The 1,034-nt window shown below is 60.0% G+C and carries 1 protein-coding gene; it reads right to left on the bottom strand.

Translation table 11 applies throughout. The features are described 5' to 3' along the window. A partial coding sequence (locus C8D77_RS37215) for a sulfate ABC transporter substrate-binding protein (RefSeq protein WP_109672962.1) occupies nt 1-1,019 on the bottom strand: 1,019 nt, incomplete at its 3' end. Nucleotides 1,020-1,034 lie beyond the last annotated feature (15 nt).

The raw sequence follows: 1,034 nt of genomic DNA, 5'->3' as shown, positions 1-1,034 counted from the left end.
GGCTTGTAGATCTGGTCGAATATACCACCATCGCCGAAATGATAAGGCTGTGCCTTCTTCCAGCCGCCGAAAAGCGGATCGTCGATGGAGATCAGCTTGATATCAGGTGTCTTGGACAGATCTGCCGGCGCCACCAGTTCGGGCTTGGCCGGACGATAGTGGTTCTTGGCGATGATCGTCTGCGCTTCCTTGGAATAGAGCCAGCCCAGATAGGCTTCGGCGACCTTGCGCGTGCCCTTGGCGTCGACATTGGCGTCGACGATCGCCACCGGCGGCTCGGCCAGGATCGATGTCGGCGGGTAGACGATTTCGAAATTGTCGGCGCCGAATTCGTCGAGCGCCAGATAGGCATCGTTTTCCCAGCCGATCAGCACATCGCCGATGCCCTTTTGCGCGAAGGTCACGGTCGAGCCGCGCGCGCCGGTGTCGAGCACCGGGGCATTGGCGTAGAGCTTGCCGACGAATTCCTTGTTCTTGGCCTCGTCGCCGCCGTCATGGGCGTTGGCGTAGGCCCAGGCTGCAAGGTAGTTCCAGCGTGCACCGCCGGAGGTCTTGGGATTGGGCGTGATCACCTGGATGCCGTCCTTGACGAGGTCGCTCCAGTCGTGGATGCCCTTGGGATTGCCCTTGCGCACGAGGAAGATGATGGTCGATGTGTAGGGCGCTGAATTGTTTTCGAATTTCTTGCGCCAGTCGGGATTGATCTTGTTCGACTTCGAGACGATGGCATTGATGTCGCCTTCGAGTGCCAGCGTCACCACATCGGCATCGAGGCCATCGATCACGGCGCGGGCCTGGGCGCCCGATCCGCCATGCGACTGCTGGACGGTGACCGTCTCGCCGGTCTCGGCCTTCCAGTGGGCGACGAAAGCTTCGTCATAGGCCTTGTAGAGCTCGCGTGTCGGATCGTAGGACACGTTGAGGATGGTGGTATCGGCAAACGCGAAACCGAGCGTGCCTGATAGAACAGATGTGGCGACCAGTGCGCCGAGCAGTTTCCTGAAATGAGGTTTGGTCATTTCTGCCTCCGTTGA

It is taken from the genome of Mesorhizobium loti (assembly GCF_003148495.1).
Lineage (GTDB): Bacteria > Pseudomonadota > Alphaproteobacteria > Rhizobiales > Rhizobiaceae > Mesorhizobium > Mesorhizobium loti.
The sequence above is the reverse complement of the archived record's forward strand: the minus strand, read 5'-3'. Positions and strand labels throughout refer to the sequence as shown.